18 protein-coding genes are annotated in these 16,180 nt (G+C 43.3%); 16 read left to right on the top strand and 2 right to left on the bottom strand.

Annotation, left to right across the window (positions count from 1 at the left end; translation table 11 throughout):
• Positions 1–158 precede the first annotated feature (158 nt).
• On the bottom strand, positions 159–1,481 hold the full coding sequence (locus K4I03_RS04055; RefSeq protein ID WP_227963815.1) for a DUF2974 domain-containing protein: 1,323 nt from the start codon (positions 1,479–1,481) through the stop codon (positions 159–161).
• A gap of 41 nt (positions 1,482–1,522) precedes the next feature.
• Here K4I03_RS04055 and K4I03_RS04050 point away from each other — a divergent pair, with 41 nt between their 5' ends.
• The 10 genes from K4I03_RS04050 to K4I03_RS04005 all read left to right on the top strand — a co-directional run bounded on the left by K4I03_RS04050 (position 1,523) and on the right by K4I03_RS04005 (position 10,167).
• Positions 1,523–2,209, top strand: a complete 687-nt coding sequence (locus tag K4I03_RS04050; RefSeq protein WP_023916543.1) for a response regulator transcription factor — start codon at positions 1,523–1,525, stop codon at positions 2,207–2,209.
• Complete coding sequence (locus K4I03_RS04045; protein ID WP_149565222.1) at positions 2,193–3,173, top strand: sensor histidine kinase; 981 nt, start codon at positions 2,193–2,195, stop codon at positions 3,171–3,173. Before K4I03_RS04050 ends, K4I03_RS04045 begins: the two co-directional genes overlap by 17 nt.
• A gap of 11 nt (positions 3,174–3,184) precedes the next feature.
• Positions 3,185–3,565, top strand: coding sequence for a class Ib ribonucleoside-diphosphate reductase assembly flavoprotein NrdI (locus tag K4I03_RS04040; RefSeq protein ID WP_187759350.1), 381 nt, complete (start codon positions 3,185–3,187; stop codon positions 3,563–3,565).
• Between the two features lie 147 nt (positions 3,566–3,712).
• A complete protein-coding gene (locus K4I03_RS04035; protein WP_149565223.1) occupies positions 3,713–4,468 on the top strand; it encodes a TraX family protein in 756 nt (251 codons plus the stop codon).
• Between the two features lie 169 nt (positions 4,469–4,637).
• Positions 4,638–5,417: an ABC transporter ATP-binding protein gene (locus K4I03_RS04030; RefSeq protein ID WP_032913634.1), complete on the top strand. Its 780-nt coding sequence runs from the start codon at positions 4,638–4,640 to the stop codon at positions 5,415–5,417.
• A complete protein-coding gene (locus tag K4I03_RS04025) occupies positions 5,398–7,398 on the top strand; it encodes an ABC transporter permease (RefSeq protein ID WP_227963814.1) in 2,001 nt (666 codons plus the stop codon). Before K4I03_RS04030 ends, K4I03_RS04025 begins: the two co-directional genes overlap by 20 nt.
• Positions 7,399–7,548: 150 nt before the next feature.
• A complete protein-coding gene (locus K4I03_RS04020; protein ID WP_227963813.1) occupies positions 7,549–8,415 on the top strand; it encodes an ABC transporter ATP-binding protein in 867 nt (288 codons plus the stop codon).
• A gap of 1 nt (position 8,416) precedes the next feature.
• Positions 8,417–9,262, top strand: a complete 846-nt coding sequence (locus K4I03_RS04015; RefSeq protein WP_227963812.1) for an ABC transporter permease — start codon at positions 8,417–8,419, stop codon at positions 9,260–9,262.
• Positions 9,263–9,284: 22 nt separating this feature from the next.
• A complete protein-coding gene (locus tag K4I03_RS04010; RefSeq protein WP_227963811.1) occupies positions 9,285–9,740 on the top strand; it encodes a LytTR family DNA-binding domain-containing protein in 456 nt (151 codons plus the stop codon).
• Between the two features lie 10 nt (positions 9,741–9,750).
• Positions 9,751–10,167, top strand: a complete 417-nt coding sequence (locus tag K4I03_RS04005; RefSeq protein ID WP_227963810.1) for a DUF3021 domain-containing protein — start codon at positions 9,751–9,753, stop codon at positions 10,165–10,167.
• 119 nt (positions 10,168–10,286) lie between these two features.
• Here K4I03_RS04005 and K4I03_RS04000 read toward each other — a convergent pair whose 3' ends face one another.
• On the bottom strand, positions 10,287–11,240 hold the full coding sequence (locus K4I03_RS04000) for a hypothetical protein (RefSeq protein WP_227963809.1): 954 nt from the start codon (positions 11,238–11,240) through the stop codon (positions 10,287–10,289).
• Between the two features lie 106 nt (positions 11,241–11,346).
• Between K4I03_RS04000 and K4I03_RS03995 the strand changes: the two genes are divergently transcribed.
• The 6 genes from K4I03_RS03995 to K4I03_RS03970 all read left to right on the top strand — a co-directional run bounded on the left by K4I03_RS03995 (position 11,347) and on the right by K4I03_RS03970 (position 16,162).
• On the top strand, positions 11,347–11,958 hold the full coding sequence (locus K4I03_RS03995; protein WP_227963808.1) for a TetR/AcrR family transcriptional regulator: 612 nt from the start codon (positions 11,347–11,349) through the stop codon (positions 11,956–11,958).
• A gap of 209 nt (positions 11,959–12,167) precedes the next feature.
• Positions 12,168–12,515, top strand: a complete 348-nt coding sequence (locus K4I03_RS03990; RefSeq protein WP_227963807.1) for a hypothetical protein — start codon at positions 12,168–12,170, stop codon at positions 12,513–12,515.
• Positions 12,516–12,872, top strand: a complete 357-nt coding sequence (locus K4I03_RS03985) for a class Ib ribonucleoside-diphosphate reductase assembly flavoprotein NrdI (RefSeq protein WP_227963806.1) — start codon at positions 12,516–12,518, stop codon at positions 12,870–12,872.
• Between the two features lie 33 nt (positions 12,873–12,905).
• Complete coding sequence (locus K4I03_RS03980) at positions 12,906–13,091, top strand: hypothetical protein (RefSeq protein ID WP_002918572.1); 186 nt, start codon at positions 12,906–12,908, stop codon at positions 13,089–13,091.
• A 290-nt stretch (positions 13,092–13,381) separates the two neighbouring features.
• A complete protein-coding gene (locus tag K4I03_RS03975) occupies positions 13,382–15,235 on the top strand; it encodes a SpaA isopeptide-forming pilin-related protein (protein WP_227963805.1) in 1,854 nt (617 codons plus the stop codon).
• A 186-nt stretch (positions 15,236–15,421) separates the two neighbouring features.
• Positions 15,422–16,162 carry a class I SAM-dependent methyltransferase gene (locus K4I03_RS03970; RefSeq protein ID WP_061592032.1) on the top strand — a complete coding sequence of 247 codons (741 nt, stop codon included), beginning with the start codon at positions 15,422–15,424 and terminating at the stop codon, positions 16,160–16,162.
• The last annotated feature ends 18 nt before the right edge of the window (positions 16,163–16,180 follow it).

Here is a 16,180-nt window from a genome sequence, read left to right as displayed (position 1 = left end):
GATGGTTTCCTTTCTGATTTTTATTACTACTTAGTTGTAAATGTTTTTGTTACATTTTAACAAAGAAAAAACAAGCTGTCAAGATAAGAGCCTGTTTTGTTTTTGGTATGGATAGGTCAATTCTTCCGTTAGACAAGCTATAGAAGAGATTTGTGATTTTACTCGTGAACTTCTGTAGCAGTCTCTTCCACTTTATCAGTCTCAGACTGGCCGAAAGGCAACTGCTTACTCCAGCGTGATAGATTTTCTCGAATATCTTTGCCAATTTCAGAAAGATTAGGTATGCTAATGTCATCCTTCCAGCTTTGAACACGCATATTCAGCAGGAGCTTGGACAAGCGCAGCAGCATGTCACGTTCTTGGTTTGTTAGGGATTGAGCATTTTTCAGGATATCGAGGACTTTGTTAAAGTTTTCAACATTGGACAGTTCGTCGACAGACTGGATACCAGCATCCAAAATCAGTCCGAAAAAGAGGTCGAAAAAGTCTTTAAGTTCTTCATCTGAAACGGAGCTCACCCAATTTTTAAACGTTTTGTCTATCTGTAGGCTCTCTGCATCTAGTGTATCCAGCAATAGGAAAGAGTCTCCCTTGATTTTCCATGAAAAGGTATCGTGCTGGGCAAAGCCGCCGATGGCACTGCTTTTGACAATCCTAGCTTCCTTAGGTGTTTCCAGCATCATGCCGACGATGGAGTTCTGAGGCAGGTAGCGTTTCATCCTTTCAACCATGGCCTGATAGCCATTACTTTCGGTGACAGAGTGATTGAGGCCAGGAGAGTCATAGCTGTAGATGGCTTCAATACGGTCTTGAAGCGACGTTTCCATCTGACTGGCTGCATAGGATGCTAGATTTCCTCCTTTGGAATGACCGGTTAGGATAAAGTTACCAGGCAGATTTTCTAAGGCTTTCTGCAGATAGCGGGCGGCCATTTTCTGAGCAGGGATTTGAGCCATATAGGTCATGTGGAAGTCTTCCTTCCAGCCGACAATGGAGTCGTCCGTTCCGCGAAAGACCAGGACATAGGTATCGGGCTTGATTTTGAAAATCAAGGCAGCGAATTGCTTCTGGATATCTTGGTCAATGTCATTGACATAGCCCATCAGTTTTAGATTTTTAAAGCGGGTAGAGGCTGCGGCCAAATCTAGCAGTTTTAGTCGGTTTTTGCTAACCATCATGGAGAGGTCGCGCGGTACTTGGTCGGCCAAATCCAGCAGTCGGCAGTCGCAGTAGGGGGACATGTCCTCGTGCACTAGTTGGTCAAAAGGCAAGTAGGTCATCTCTGTCAGAATTAGCAAATCCAGTTCATTGAAAGGTTTATCATAAATGCTGTCATGCTGAACTTCTTCAAGGTAAGTAAAAATATTGCTCATGTTATATCTCCAATTTCTACTAGTTAGTATAGCATATTTTTCTGATAGAATTTCTCTTTTCCAGAAAAATCCTACCTTAGACTGAGGATGATAAACAAGCAATCGCATTTTTTGGTATAATGTTACTAGCAAGCAATCGGGAGGGAAAGATGCACAAGATTTTACTAGTAGAAGATGATCCAGTCATTCGTCAGATGATTAAGAAAATGCTGGAACAATGGGGCTTTCAGGTAGTGGCAGTTGAGGACTTTATGGATGTGCTGACTGTCTTTGTCCGAGAGGAGCCGCATCTGGTGCTGATGGATATCGGCCTGCCCTTATTTAACGGCTATCACTGGTGTCAGGAAATCCGTAAGATTTCAACGGTGCCCATCATGTTTCTGTCTTCTCGCGATCAGTCCATGGACATTGTCATGGCTATCAATATGGGGGCAGATGACTATGTGACCAAGCCTTTTGACAATAATGTTTTTTTGGCTAAGGTTCAGGGATTGTTGCGCCGTTCCTATGAGTTTGGAAACGACCAGAGTCTCCTGGAGCATCAGGGTGTCATTCTCAATCTCAAGTCGACAGATTTAGTCTTTGATGGGAAAGTGGTGACCTTGACCAAGAACGAATTTCAGATTTTGCGGGTCCTCTTTGAGCACGCAGATGGTATCGTAGCGCGTGATGATCTGATGAAGGAACTCTGGAACAGTGACTTTTTCATCGACGACAATACCCTATCGGTCAATGTGGCTCGCCTGCGTAAGAAGCTTGAAGAGCACGGACTGAAGAATTTCATCGAAACCAAAAAAGGAATAGGATACGGTCTCATCAATGGACATACAGGATAAATTTTTCTTTCTTAAGTCTTACCTTTATTCGCGGAGATTTTTTCTAGCTCTGTTGATTTTGCTGCTAGGCTTTATTCTGCTCTTTGCCTTTGTCTTTGATGCTTACCGCAGTCTGCTGGAATATGTCGCGCTCTTGCTAGCTTTTCTGTCTTTCTTGTTTATCGGAGCAGATGCTTGGACTGCCTTTAAGAGCTATCGCAGCCAGAAGCTGCAAGCCTCTGCTCAGGCTCAGACTCCTCTAGAAAAGCTTTTGCAGGAAAGAGTGGAAGAGTTGGAGTACGAACAGAAGAATCAGCTTTTGGTTGAGCAGGAAAAATACAATGATTTGCTGGATTACTATACTCTGTGGGTTCATCAAGTCAAGACTCCTATTGCAGCCAGCTCACTTTTGATTGGAGACTTGAAGGATAAGGAAGCCAAGTCTCAGTTGGAGCAGGAGCTCTTCAAGATCGAATCCTACGTTCATCTGGTGCTTCAGTACCTCCGTCTGGAAAGCTTCCACGACGATCTAGTGCTGAAGCAGGAAAATCTGGCTGATTTGGTCAGGGAAGTAGTCAAGAAATACGCCCTTTTCTTTATTCAGCAAGGACTCAGTCTCAATCTTCATGATCTAGACCACACGATTGTCACTGATAAAAAGTGGTTTCTAGTGATTTTGGAGCAGATCCTGTCCAATAGTCTTAAATACACAAAAGAAGGCAGCATAGAGATTTATTTTCACGAGGGCAGCCTCTATATTAAGGACACGGGTTTGGGGATTCAAAATGCTGATTTGCTACGGGTTTTTGAGCGCGGTTTCTCAGGCTACAATGGTCGTCTGACCCAGCAGTCGTCAGGATTAGGGCTCTATCTATCCAAGAAAATTGCTGACCAGCTGGGACATAAGATTGCTATAGACTCTCAAGTTGGTCAGGGAACGACGGTTTCCATCGCCTTTCCTGAGAAGAAATTGATCTTTGAGTAGGAGGAAGAAAGTTGCTAGTAGTGGTTTATGATAGTCTGACTGGTTTGGGCAAGAAGTTTGCTAATAGTCTGGGACTGCCTAGCCAGTCAGTCTGGAAAAAGCTGGAGGGACCCTGTGTTTTAGTCAGCAGAAATAGCGGAGCAGGGCAGATTCCGTGGACAACCAAGCGCTTCATCAGAAAGTACAGACATCTAATCAAAGGCTTTGTCATCAATGGCAATCAGAAGCGTTATCCGCGGACCTTTTGCGGGGCGACGGATAAGATTGTGGAGCAATATGATCTTCGCCATATTCGTAACATAGAGGGCTCTGGAACGGAAGCAGACCGACAAGCGGTCAAATACTTTTTAGAACAGTTGCAGACAGATGAAAATTCTCATAAAAGTCACTAGGTTTTGTCCTATTTTTACGAATGTCCCTGCAGATTTTTAAAAGTGACAAAATTGTAAGAATAAAACTAGCAAATGAAAGGTTAGGTTATGGTACTGACCTTTCTTTTTTATTATCATAGAGTCAAGAAATAAGAAGGAGACAGAAAAATGAAATCAAAAGGTATAAATGCTTTTCAGTTGAAGCTCTTCATGGCGTTTCTTATGGTTTTTGACCATATCAGCCAGATACCAGGGCTAGTGCCGGACGGCTGGGATGGCGTCTTGCATGCCCTAACCCGCTGTGTCGGAGTAGCATTTGCCTTCATGGCAGTTGAAGGCTTTCTCCACACTCACAACCGCCTGGCTTACAATATGCGGCTCTTCTTTTGGGCAGCCCTGATGCAGACAGGAAACTGTATCCTGACGCTTCTCTTTCAGGAGAAGGGCATCTACCTCACTCACAATATCTTCCTGACCTTGGCCTGCGGGGTTCTCATGCTGAGTCTTTTCTTTGGCTTTTCTGACAATGGCGGAGCTGCTAAGGGTAGGAAGCCTGGTTTGCGGATAGCGGCAGGAGTATTAGTCTTGCTGGTTGGGCTTCTCTTTAGCGAAGGCGGCATGGCTCTGCTTCCTTTCATGCTCTTGACCTACCTTTTTAGAAACCAAGTCTTTTTCAGAAACTTGTCCTATGTAGTTTGGGCGGGAGTTCTCTTTGCCATGAGTATTCAAATTTATCCAACCTTGCAGGACACGCTATCGATGTTGCTCTATAATTCAGACTGGCTCTTTATCAGTGTTCTTCCTCTCTTGCACTTCTATAATGGTGAGCGAGGATCCAGCAGCAAGTGGAGCAAATATTTCTTCTATATTTTCTATCCAGCCCACCTTTGGCTAATTGCTTTGATTGCCTTTTGGGTAAAATAAAGCCCATCTCATCTTACAAAAGTGTAAGATTGCACTTTAAAATGTAAGCTTAGGTTATGGCAGGGTGGTTGGTATTGAGATAAAATAGACTTATCAATTAGGAGGCAGTTCATAAATACTGCTAAAAGCAGGGCTTTGATAGGTGCCTGCTAGACAGAAAGGAAGCAAGATGACATTATTAGACGTACAGCACGTGAAAAAGATTTATAAAACCCGCTTTCAAGGAAACCAAGTAGAGGCACTGAAGGATATTCACTTTACGGTAGAAAAAGGCGAATATGTCGCCATTATGGGGGAGTCAGGCTCTGGGAAATCCACCCTGCTCAACATCCTAGCCATGCTGGACAAGCCAACTGAGGGCCGCGTCTTTCTCAACGGAACTGACACAGCAACCATCAAAAACAGCCAGGCTTCCAGCTTCCGCCGAGAGAAATTAGGCTTTGTATTTCAAGATTTCAATCTGCTGGATACTCTGTCGGTCAAGGATAATATTCTCCTGCCGCTAGTCCTCTCTCGCCGTCCCATTACCGAGATGATGCAAAAGCTGGTTACGACCTGCAACGAGCTAGGGATTAACAAGCTGCAAGAGAAGTTTCCTTATGAGATTTCCGGTGGCCAGAAGCAACGGGTTGCAGTAGCTCGGGCAATTATCACAGATCCTGAGATTCTGCTGGCGGACGAGCCGACGGGAGCCTTGGATTCCAAATCTTCGGCAGCCCTGTTAGATGTCTTTGACGACATTAATGCCCGCGGTCAAACCATTCTCATGGTGACCCACTCAACGGCAGCGGCTAGCCGCGCCAAGCGGGTGCTCTTTATCAAGGATGGGATTCTTTATAATCAAATCTTCCGCGGTGACAAGACCGAGCGGCAGATGTTCCAAGAGATTTCTGACACTCTGACAGTTATGGCAAGTGAGGTGGGCAATTATGTTCAAACTAACGAGTAAACTGGCTTTGTCTAATCTGGTTAAAAATCGCAGTTTGTATTATCCATTTGCTTTGGCGACGGTACTGGCAACAGCGATTTTGTATAGTTTTGTCTCACTAGCTTATAGCCCCAATATGGAGACCTCTTATGGCGGTTCGGCAGCTCGCATGACCTTGCAGTTTGGCATCCATGTCATTCAGATTGCCGTCCTTATCCTCATTACCTATGCTAATAGCTTCGTCATGAAAAACCGCTCCCGAGAGTTGGGAGTCTATAGTCTGCTGGGCATGGAGAAGAAGCATTTGCTAGTCATGACCTTCTTTGAGCTCTGTGTCTTTTATCTAGCTACAGTTGGTCTGGGCATCTTGTCTGGCCTAGCTTTAGATAAGATGCTCTACGCAGTCCTTTTGAAATTGATGGGAATGCCGGCAGTTATTGCCTCGACCTTCCAATGGAAGATCGTCTGGATGACTCTAGCCAGTCTGGGTATTGCTTTTGCGGTGATTTTGTTGCTCAACTCTACCCGACTTCTACGCTATAGCTCTCTTAACCTAATGAAAGAAAAGAAAGCTGGCGAGAAGAAGGGACGCTTCCTTTTTCTGCAAACCTTGCTGGGGCTCCTGCTCATGAGTGTAGCTTATTATATGGCTTTGACTGTCACCAAACCTGTCGCTGCTATCGGCAATTTCTTTATAGCTGTGGTCATGGTTATCATCGCAACCTATCTGCTTTTTAATGCAGGTTCAATTACATTATTGAAATTTCTCAAAAAGCGCAAAGGCTACTACTACAAAACGCAGAATTTCATTTCTGTTTCCAATCTCATCTCGCGGATGCGTAAAAATGCAGCAGGATTGGCAACTATCTCCATTCTATCTACCATGCTCTTAGTGACTCTGGTTGGTACAATCAATATCTATGTTGGGGGTCAGGATTATATTACTACCTTGCATCCAAAGGATTACAATGTCAGCGTCGTCTTGCCGAAATCGACCGATCAGAAGGAGGCTCTGTTGGACAAGGTTCAGCAAGTAGCTCAGGACTCAGGTCTGAAGAAGCCAAGCTATACTACCTATCTCTACCAATCAGCCTTCATTACGAAACTGTCTGGTAATGATGTAACAGTTCCAATGCAAAGAGAGCTAGAGTCGGATACAAGTATCTTGACCAAGTCTGCAGGCACGATTACGGTCATCAATCGTCAGGATTATGAAAAAATGACAGGGGAAAAGATAGACCTGGCAGACGATGAAACTCTTGTCTATGGAAAAAATATTTCCTTAAATAAGGACAAGCCACTCCGAGTGAATGGTAAGGACTGGAAGATTAAGCAGCTTTTATCGTCAAATTTCACGCATGGGGAAATCCCTAATCCAAACGATGTGACCATGGAGCAGGGTCTCTATATGGTGGTCAATGATAGCAAAGAGGTTAATCTCGATGTGGATCATTACTACTACATTGGAGTTGCTTCAGAGACTAAGGACAGTAAAAAGTTTGTCGAGCAAGTCCAACTGGGGTTGAGGGACACTTTGGATCAGGAACAAACTCAAGATGGTAGCTTCGCAATGGCTAGTGACCGTTACAGCGCAGAAAAGAGCTATCAAGAACTTACTGGAACCTTGCTCTTCATCGGTGTCTTCCTCTCCGTTATCTTCCTTCTAGGAGCTGTTCTCGTGATTTACTACAAGCAAATCTCTGAAGGATATGAAGATCGCGATGGCTTTATCATCTTGCAAAAAGTTGGTTTAGATGAAAAGCAGACTAGAAGTACCATTCGTAAGCAGATTTTGACTGTTTTCTTCCTACCTCTCATCTTTGCTTTTCTACATGTAGCAGCGGTCTTTCACATGTTGCGCTTGATAGTTGCCCTACTAGGTGTGACCAATCTCCCTCTTTTGATTCAGACGACACTTGCAACTTGCGGAGTCTTCCTCCTGACCTATATTTTAGTTTTCTTACTGACTTCACGCAGTTACCGCAAGATTGTCGCCCGCTAATAAACTTCCCTGACCGAATGGTCGGGGATTTTTTGACGTCTGGATTTTTACCTCTCATCTCCCTCATTTTACCGCTTGTCCAAAAAGCCGAGATTTTTCAAAAAAGACTTGCTATCATAGTCTCAGAAGTAAAGAAAAGGAGAAAAGATCATGTTAGTAGAAACGAAAAATCTTAGCAAGGTTTATGGCGATAAGGTGGCAGTTAATGATCTGAATATTCAGATTGAGAGAGGCAGTTTTACAGCTATTCTAGGCCCTAATGGTGCAGGAAAATCGACAACTATTCAGATGCTGATAGGTCTCTTGCGGCCGACATCCGGGCAGATTTGCTATGCTGAAAAGCTTAAGTTGGGTGTGGTTTTCCAAAACAGTGTGTTGGACGCTCGGCTGACAGTTTTGGAAAATCTGACCATCAGAGCCAAGCAGTACAAGGAGATGCCGGCAGGTAGAATTGAGCGCTTGGTCTCTCAGCTGGGCTTGTCAGCCTTTGTCAAGCAGCCTTATGGAACGCTTTCTGGCGGACAAAAGCGTCGGGTGGACATTGCTCGAGCCCTGCTCAACAGTCCTGACCTGCTTTTTCTAGATGAGCCTACGACAGGCCTGGACATTCAGACTCGGGAGAGTATTTGGAGCCTACTCAAACAAATTCAGAAAGAAGAGCAGATGACCATTGTCTTGACAACCCACTATCTCAATGAAGCTGATGATGCAGATAAGATCTATATCGTAGATCATGGTCAGGTCATTGCCCAAGGCTCTGCAGACCAGATTAAGGGAAACTATGCCCGCAATGTCTTACGGATTTTGAGTCAAGACTCAGTAGGTTTAGAGAAAAGTTTGCCTAGAGGCTGCGCTTGGGAGCAAGCCAAGGTGGGAGAATTTATCCTCCAGCCTAAAACGACTCAAGAAGCTCTGACCTTACTGGCTCAGGCTGGTCCCTATATCGAACAATTTGAATTCCAACCCGGAACCATGGACGATGCCTTTATGGCACTGACAGGAAGAGAGGTACGCTAATATGCTCGCTTTGATAAAACGTAATTTTTTACTTTATTTCCGCAACCGCAGTGGGGTAATTTTGTCCCTCTTCGGAGCCATTATTCCCTTTGTGCTTTATATCATTTTTTTGAAAAATAATTACAAAGACCATTCTAGCCAGCTGATGGACTTGTGGCTGATTGGCGGCGTGTTGGCAGTTACAGGATTAACGACCACCCTAGCAGCTTTCTCTCGGCAGGTCGAAGATCGGGAGCGGAAGGTGACAGACGACCTCTTTATCACAGGCTTGGGACCATGGGGCTTGCAGCTTAGTTATCTTGTCAGCTCTGTTATTATCGGCTTTTTGATGCAGGTCATTATGTTTGCCTTTATGCTCAGCTATTTTACACTGGCGGATAACATTTCCTTTGAGTGGGGAATCCTTCCTTACCTGGTTCTTCTGATGATCTTAAACAGCCTCTTGGCCACACTGATAAATGCTCTGATTGTTCAACGTTTCAAATCAGTGGATAGTCTAGGTAAATTAGCGACCGTAGTCGGAGCGACCTCTGGTTTTCTAGTGGGGACCTATATCCCCATTGGAACCTTGCCGAATATGGCGCAAAACCTAATGAAGCTTACGCCTTCTAACTACATGGCATCTCTTTTCAGACAGTTTCTCATGAAAGAAAGTCTAGCAGATACTTTTGCTAATAGCAGCCAGTCACAAGCAGCTTTTGAAAAAACAATGGGAATTCGCATTGAATGGCAGGAGCTCTTGACAAGGACAGAAACTTTCTATATAGTTGGAATAGTTTTAGTTGCAATAGCGCTTATTTGGATGGTGCAAAATATGATTGCTATCCGCCGGCTGAAACTACAATAGAATGTGAATAGGGAGCTTCCTCTTGCAAGCAAAATTTGAAACAGATCCAACCATTTCATCCAAGGATCCGCTGGTTGTGGTCAAGGCAGACCAGCTAGGGGCAGAAGCTAAGGCCATCTTAGATTATATAGAGCAGTACAAGGCTGGGCCTAGTGGCGTCCTGCCTATCAAGTCGGACGATAAACTGGTCATGTTGAGGACTGAAGATATTATCTTAGCAGACATCAACCAGACAACTCTGATGATTTACAGTAGAGAAGGCATTTACCAGACGACAGAGACCTTGACTCGCTTTCAGCAGCGGATTAGCAGCTCGAACTTTATCCAGGTTTCCCGGCATGCTGTCATCAATATTGACCATCTGGAGTCTTTGTCTGACAGCTTTTCTGGCAATATGACGGCCAAGCTGACAAATCAAATAAAAACCGAAGTCAGCCGTCGCTATGTCAAACTCTTGATGGAATATCTGGGAATCTAGGAGGTAAGTGATGAGTATAAAAAAATGTCTACACGCTATATTGATGGGCATCCAGACAGGGAGTGCAGTCTATCTGATTGTCCTTGCTCTCTCTATTCAAAAAAATCCGCCAACAACAAGTAATATCATCAGTGTCATTGTGATGAGCGGTTTGATTGGGATCATCAGTTCAATGTTAAAAACTCTTGAAGACCGCTTCTCTTTTTCAGTCTCGATGTTACTGCATTTTGTCGCTGTCGCAGTCTTAGTATGCTGCTTCATGGTCTACAATAACTGGGGATTTTTAATTGCCAACTGGCATTTCTGGCTGGATTTTATTCTGATTTATCTCTTTGTATGGCTCTTTCTTTACTTGGATACAAATCTTAAGACCAAGAAGATTAACAGCGCCTTGGCTAAGCGCAGAAAGGAAAAAGAAGGCAAGTAACTTGCTGAAAAACGTTCTGACAAGCATATCATAAAAATGGAGCTGGATTGTATCCTGCTCCTTTTTTTTTGTATCTAAAAAACTCAAGCTAGATCTTCTAGCTTGAGTTCTATGTGATACTACACTCCCAATCTGATATGAGGGAAGTGGTTGTAGAGATAGTCAAAAGTAGACTGGAGTTTGGTGTCTGTTGTTTTACCAATGTTCTTAATAGGCATTTGGTATTTCTTTTGATTGTTTCGAACAGCAACTAAGGTTGAGTTTCTGTTTGAAGCAACGAAGCCACGATGCATGGTAAGAATGTGGTGGTAGAGATGGACGACCTGTTTGAGATCAATCGCCTTGAAACCTCGATAGTAGGTAATGAGATGGTCTTTATAAACAGCAATTTTCAGCACATCGTCGTGGAAAGAAGCTTGCTCAAGCAGGATATTGAGATTATCTTTGGTCTCTGGATAGGCTGCATAGATTTCTTCGTAGGCAGCGATATTTTTCTTGCGGCCGATAATTCCTATAACGACAAAGAAAGCACTGAGTCCAATCAAAAACAGAATATAGAACATGAATGCAAGATTGTCAGATTCAAATTCAGTGATAGAGATATAGGAGCTGCTTGACATTACTGTGATGACTTCGGAATTGTCTGCTAGGAGACCGCGAACGAGGCTGCCATAATTAGAGATATATCCCTGATTTTTTTTAGGGGAGTTAGCATTAACGTAGGAGCCAACGATTCGGACAGGATTTTTTTCCAGCTCGCCCTTTTTCTCTTTTTCCAAGAGCTGGGCAATCTGCTTGTCCCCTTTTTTAGCCTGCAGACCAACATATCCGTCTTGGTAGGCAACCAGCCAAACTTGAGTATTGTCTTCTACTTCAATCAGGGCCTCTGGGAAAATATATGACACTTCAGCATAGACTGCTAAATCTGCTCCCGACTCGCTATTTCGGTCATAGGCAGTCTTGGTGTTGACTTTTTGGTATTGGATAAAGCCCATCACTGCAGCAACTGCTAGAAAAATAAAAGTAATTACCAGTAGGGCGATGGTACCCTGGTTTCGTCTTTCCTTGAGCATAGCTCAACCTCCAAAATATAATCTAAAAAATAATTTGATTAGCAAACTATCTTTTTTTGTATAGTATAACATAAATGCTTGACAAGTGGCAAGATTGTGTTAAAATATGAATGAACATAAAAATAAATTCATTCACAAAAGAGGCGTGGAAATGGATAAAAAAAATGAGCTCCTAGCTGCGGCTAGAGAAGTTTTTGCAGAAAAAGGCTATAAGGCAGCTGGAATTTCTGATATTGCTAAGAGAAGCCAGATGGCTGTCGGATCTTTTTACAAGTATTATGAGTCTAAGGAAGCTATCTTCTTGGAGGTTTATATTGCTGAAAATAGCCGTATACGTGAGGAAACCATGCGACGTGTGGACTGGCAGGGCGAGCCCGAGGCAATCGTTGAACAACTTTTTGCAGTTACTTTTGAATTGATTTCGCCCAATAAAATTCTAGCCGAGTGGAACAAGCCAGGCATTTCTCAGATTCTGCATGATTACTATAATCAGGATTCCGGCCAAGTATCCAATGCCTTTCATCAATTTCTGATTCAGACTTTCAGCCAGCGCTTGCAGGAAGAGGGCTTTTCGAAGGAGAAAATAGCTGAGATTATGAAGGTTTATGACTTGATTTACTACATAGACATGCATGTCACAGAGCAGGAATTTTCAGGCTACTTCGATAGTCTTGAGACTTTAGTTAAATATTTTGTTAAGGGAATTTTTTCCAAATAGAGGAAATTCCTTTACTTAGAAGTAAACATGAATGAATTTTTAAAATCATTCATTCACAAACAAAAGGAGGTGATGTCTTATGTAGTGCGAATAGGAATTGGAAGGTATTCAAGAAATGTGATTGGATAAGTATAAAGTGAATTATTTTTTAGAAAGTTTTGAATGAATGTTAAAAATTGTTCATTCAAAAACAGAAAGTGAGGAAAAGAATGAATAAGCAAGGAGGATTTGCCATGAGCGGATTGGCTATTTTAGGTATCTGTCTGGTTCTGATTGGTCTTTTGACCATTGGTTACGGCGGTGCGACAGTTGGTTTTAGTTTAAGTGTGGATTTTCAGTCATTTTTAGTTGGAGGTCTCATCCTTGTCCTAATCGGAGCAGCTTTGATTCCGGGCTTGCCAGCAGTTGCTAAGCTGACGGTACTGGCTTTGGCAACTTTGTCATTGTTGATGTACATTCACATGATGCCAGATTTGGAGTTCATGCTTATGCTCATCTCAGATGTTGTGGTTTTAGGCTTTGCGGCTTGGTTTGCTATCCTTTTTTTAAGAAAGTAGGTGATGAAGATGATTGTAGTTTATGATTCAAATACTGGTATTGGTAAACGATTTGCAGAATCACTGGGCTATCCGACCCAGAGCATCAAGGAGAAACTGGAAGAGCCTTGTATTCTCATTACTCGAAATGCTGGAGCTGGGAAAATTCCATGGTCTACCAAACGCTTTATCAAGAAACATCCTGGGCTGATTAAAGGTTTTGTTAACAATGGCGACTCTGTTAAACACGGCCGGACTTTCTGCGGGGCGACTGCCTTGATTATTGAAAAATACGGGCTCCAGCATATCTGCGATATTGACCAAGGCGGAACTCCAGAAGATGTTAAGACTGTGCAGGCATTTTTGGCGAAGTGCTAGTCTCATCAAGTTTCGCATAAATGGAGGACTCGTATGTCTAGGTTCAAGAACATTGGGAGCTTGTTTCTGGCTCTGACTTCTGTCTTTATCCTAACGGCCTGTGGACATACGCAGAAAGAGCCTGACACCTCAGATAAGACGGAAAGAAATTCTTCCAAACAAGAAGAAACAGATCAGAATCAGGTAGACGCAACTTCCAGTGCGTCACATAAAGATTGACCTTTTTGTCAAAATAGAAGAGCTTAATTTTTTCAATGATTTTTAGGTCATCTTTTGGCCCGTTTTCGTATCAATAGGAGAGAGAAGGCTTAGCTTCTTCTTTCTCCTTTTTATGATAAAACCCTCTGAGCATTCCTATAGTTTTTTAATAGTCAATATGGTACAATGAATTAGTATTGTCTTTCCAGTGTTTGTCAAAAAGGCAGAAAAACATGAAAAGAGCGTGTTCGACTGGCTTGCCAATACGCTGTGCTTTTAAACAAATTTTACTTGTGAGAAAGGAAGATTGCATGAATAAAAAACTGAGAGTATGGTTTCAGCTCATCATTCTCTGTCTAGGCGTGTTCCTGCCTTTCCTAGCTGGAACCCTTAAGGCTCAGGCGGCGGAACTCAATGATGTCATCACTGAGATGCACCTCACCACTAACTCTGGTGAGCAGCTGACCAATGGTGTAGATATCTGGCAGACCTTCCGAGTCTATGCTAAGTTTGCCCTGCCGGACAACCAAGCCCATGCGGGTGATACAACGGTGATTCATTTACCGAATGAATTTACCTTTGGGAATTCGTCAGCTATTGAGCTTAAGGATGAAAACGGAGCTCTGGTGGCTAATGGAGTTCTGGATAGCAATGCTAAGACCATCACGTTGACATACACAGACTATGTAGAGCAGAAGTCCAGTGTCAGAGGCGAGTTTTTCTTCTATTCGCGGATTGACCACGAAGTTGTCACAGAGGAAAGGGATATTCCAGCTACTTTCACGGTAGGCAATAATAGGATTCCAGCTGGCAGCATTCACTATAATGGACCTCCGAAAAAGTATGAGTCCCTGCTAGAAAAGAGTGCTTTTCAGTGGGATGCCGATGCTAAGAATGAAATCCGCTACAATGTAGCCATTAACCGCAACATGGGGAACTACAAAAATGTCTCTGTGACGGACAAGCTGGGTGATACAAACGCTAAGATTGTTCAAGACTCTGTACGAGTTTATAAGGTTTCTTGGCGCTGGAATAATGGAGATTGGGCGCGTGATTCGACTGAAGATGTAACAGCAGACTTCCAGTCTAAGATGACCTTTGGCGCTGAAGGCGATAGCTTGACAATCAACTTCGGAGATGTAGAAGGTTTCGGCTACCTAGTTGAGTACAAGACATTGGCTGACTATGATTTGGCTGATGGAGAAGTTGTAGGAAATAAGGCTACTATGAACTACAACAATACCGAGACAGTGTCTGTAACTAATGAATACTCTTATCAGATTGCTGGCGGAAAGTCAGAAGGCTATAACTTCAAGGTTAAGGTTCACAAGACTGATGAGTCTAATGCTTCTCTGAGCGGTGCAGTCTTTGAAGTGGTGCGGAAAGCGACCAATAAGGTGGTTGGCACCATCACGACAGATGCAGATGGGAACGCAGAAGTTGGTAATCTTCTGCGTGACACTTATATCCTGCGTGAAACGACTGCTCCAGCTGGTTACGATCGCCTGACAGAGGATATTACCATCAGTCCGACGGATTTTGGTAAGACTTTGAACGTAGGAAGTCCGGCATCTGGAGATTCTGGAGACAGCAGATTGGTCGCAGTAAATGTCGTTAACAAGCAAACGCAAATTCCTGGAGACAAAAAGGTAACCTTCAGTAAGGTCAATCTAGCTGGTGAGGAAATTGCCGGTGCTCAGATTCAGATTTTCAAGGGACGGGAAAGCAAGGGCAGTCCTGTCGCATCTTGGACTTCAGAAGCTGACAAATCTAAAGAAATCAACTTAGAGCTGGGTATTTATACCTTCCATGAGGAAGCGGCTCCGACAGGTTATCTAGCTGTGACTGATATTGTCTTCCAAGTCAATGAAGATGGCACTGTAACAGTTCTAGACGCTAATAGTAATGCAGTAGAGTATACAGACGGTAAGTTGTTCATTACTGACCAAGCGGCACCAGCTGAACCTGGTACCCCTGATAAAGCAGTTCAAGGCGGTATTAAGCCAAATCAATCATCTGATTCTGATAAAGCAGCAGATGGTCAAGGAAAATCTAAAAAAGTTCTTCCTGCGACTGGCTCTGCTGAAAGCCTTGGACTAGTTCTTTCTGGTCTGGTAGTCCTGGCTCTTTTAGGACTTTACCGTAAGACTCGACTGAGCAAATAAACAAAGAGAAGATAGAGCAGAATGCTTTATCTTCTTTTGTTTGCACATTTTTTGTCTAGTTTTTTTGCAGCTTACTTAGCAATTTCTTCCAGTTACTCATGCAGGGCAGCCACTTACGGAAAAACTCTTGTTTTTGTCTCAGAATCCTCTATAATAAATGGCAAATAGAAAAAGGAGACAGAAGATATGACAGATACAAAAATTCAAGAGAAGCTGAAGCCAGGTTTGAAGTTAGAGGATTTTCAAAAAGATGGGGACATCTATCTGGCGCTGAATCCGGATTATGTCTCAGGGGACAATGCCAAGTATATGACCATGTACAATCGCTTTGCTCGCTGGTATGATTTGAGTGAGAAATGGCTGGGCGGTCTTCTCTATGGCAAGACAGTTGACAAGCTAAGAAGGGATCTGATGGCAGAAATAGAATGGAAGGACAATTTGTCAGTTCTTTATGTCTCTATCGGAACAGGTCACGACCTACGCTACATTCCTGAGAATATTGACCTGAAAAGCCTAGACTTTGTCGGGGCAGATATTTCCATAGGCATGCTGAAAAAATGCCAGAAATCCTGCGCCAAGAAAACAAATCTGCAGCTCTTTCATGCTTGTGCAGAAGACCTGCCCTTTGAGGATAATAGCTTTGACATCGTCTATCATATCGGCGGGATTAATTTCTTTAGCGATAAGGCCAAGGCCATGCAGGAAATGCTGCGGGTAGCTAAGCCAGGGACTAAAATTATGATTTCAGACGAGACGGCAGACTATGTGGACCAGCAATATAAGAAGAATCACTTCAGCAAGAACTATTTTAAGGACGCTACTGTTGATTTAGGAGAAATTGAGGCCGCTATACCGGCAGGGGTTAAGGAGAAGGAGTTGAAACTCCTCTGGGACGGGAAATTTTATGCCCTAATGTTTAGGAAATAAATCAGAAGAACCGGACTT

The sequence above is a fragment of the Streptococcus sanguinis genome, assembly GCF_020729725.1.
GTDB classification, from domain to species: Bacteria; Bacillota; Bacilli; order Lactobacillales; family Streptococcaceae; genus Streptococcus; species Streptococcus sanguinis_V.
The sequence above is the reverse complement of the archived record's forward strand: the minus strand, read 5'-3'. Positions and strand labels throughout refer to the sequence as shown.